Source organism: Micromonospora sp. NPDC047753, assembly GCF_040642735.1.
In the GTDB taxonomy this organism is placed as follows: domain Bacteria; phylum Actinomycetota; class Actinomycetes; order Mycobacteriales; family Micromonosporaceae; genus Micromonospora.
This window is the reverse complement of the sequence record NZ_JBEYSL010000807.1, coordinates 1-1,777: the sequence shown is the minus strand read 5'-3', so window position 1 is coordinate 1,777 and position 1,777 is coordinate 1. Positions and strand designations below refer to the sequence as shown.

Here is a 1,777-nt window from a genome sequence, read left to right as displayed (position 1 = left end):
CTTTCTACATGAGTCGGATCGGCTCAACCTGGGAGGGTTCGAAGGCGATTTGCCTGCGTGCTTTGGGCGTAAAAGTCGGTAAATAAACGGACAGCAAACCTGTGGTCGTCCTTAAACCTGTAGGTAATTGGCATCACAAAAGGTTCATGGTTCTCGCCCGACGGGGTGCAAGTCTGCTTAGGCTTCGCGTCATGGCAGATGGTTCCGATACGACGCTGACCGCTGAGCAGACCGCCGGCGAGCAGGCGCCCCAAGGCCTGGTTGCGGGTCTCAAGGCGTTCGCCGCAGAACACGGCGGCGCGAAGGCGGTCATCGAGTACGTCGGCAAGCGCGGCGCGCGAATCGTCCTGGTCGGTGCCGACGGTGAGTGGGGCGACCAGTTCGCCGACGACACCGTCACCGCCCGGGAGGCGTGCGCCAAGGCGGGAGTCGCCGTCGAGAACGCCTGGGAGCGTGAACTGATGGACCAGATGCGTCCGAGCAACGACCTCTGGCGGTCGATGGCCCGGCGCACGATGGCCCGGTGAACAGACACCTGAATTGACCACATATCACCAGTCGACCCGGGGGGAACCCCGGGTCGCTCTCGTCACCTGCTCCGACCTGGCCGACCTCGACCCGGACGACCGGCTGGTCCTCGCCCCGCTCGCCACCCGTGGCGTCGCCGTCCAGGCCGTCGTCTGGGACGACCCCGACGTCGACTGGTCGTCCTACGACCTGGTCGTGCTCCGCTCACCCTGGGACTACGCGCTGCGCCGCGACGAGTTCGTGTCCTGGGCGTCGACCGTGCCGACACTCGTCAACCCGGCCGACGTGGTCCGCTGGAACACCGACAAGCGCTACCTCGCCGAGCTGAGCGCCGCCGGCGTGCCAACCGTGCCGACAGCCTGGATCATGCCGGGGGAGAGCTGGCAGCCGCCCGCCGAGACCGGCGAGTACGTGCTCAAACCCGCCGTCAGCGCCGGCAGTCAGGACACCGGCCGGTACGACCTGTCCGACCCGGAGCACCGCGACCTTGCCGCCGCACACGTTCGCCGACTCTCCGAGGCCGGCCGGGTCACCATGGTCCAGCCGTACCTGCGGGCCGTCGACACCGAAGGCGAGACGGCCCTGCTCTTCCTGGCCGGTCCCGAAGGGCTCGCGTTCAGCCACGCGATCCGCAAGGGTCCGATGCTGTCCGGGCCGGACCTCGGTCCGGACGGGCTGTACAAGGCCGAAGAGATCACCGTCCGCACCGCTCGCCCCGAGCAGTTGGCGGTGGCCGAGCAGACCCTCGCGACGGTGCCCGGCGGCACCCGACAGCTGCTCTACGCCCGGGTCGACCTGATCCCCGGCCCGGACGGCGAGCCGGTCCTGGTCGAGCTGGAGCTGACCGAGCCGTCGCTCTTCATCGGGTACGCGGACGGCGCCCCCGAGCGACTCGCCACCGCGATCACCACTCACCTGGCCCGCAACGCCTAACCACTCACACAACAAGCAACTCCCGAACGGCCGCCCGCGCCGCGCGCACGTGCGTCCGGCTGCCGCGCGTCCGCGCGTCCGCGCGTCCGTGCTGCGGCCGGCAAGATCGCGCAACATCCTGGTTCTAGTGGCTTCCCGGCGTTCCGTGGCCGCTACATCCTGGTTCGAGTGCGATCTTGGTGGCCTGGGGCGCCGAGGCCGGGGTTCCGATCTCCGAAAAGCGGTGTTCGTCGTCAAGATCTGCGCAGGATCAGGGATGTTGCTGTCTCCGGCGTGTCGGAGGCAGCAACATCGGGGATGTTGCGCAGATCTTGGG

General features: G+C 68.3%; 2 protein-coding genes. Both read left to right on the top strand.

What is annotated here, in order from left to right; all coding sequences use genetic code 11:
- The first annotated feature begins 191 nt into the window (after positions 1–191).
- On the top strand, positions 192–527 hold the full coding sequence (locus ABZ749_RS34755; protein ID WP_357235562.1) for a hypothetical protein: 336 nt from the start codon (positions 192–194) through the stop codon (positions 525–527).
- Positions 528–540: 13 nt separating this feature from the next.
- Positions 541–1,461: a hypothetical protein gene (locus tag ABZ749_RS34750; RefSeq protein ID WP_357235559.1), complete on the top strand. Its 921-nt coding sequence runs from the start codon at positions 541–543 to the stop codon at positions 1,459–1,461.
- The last annotated feature ends 316 nt before the right edge of the window (positions 1,462–1,777 follow it).

Excerpts from the sequence above, each read along its gene's own strand:
- ABZ749_RS34755 (WP_357235562.1), top strand. The coding sequence starts at position 192 with ATGGCAGATGGTTCCGATACGACGCTGACCGCTGAGCAGACCGCCGGC.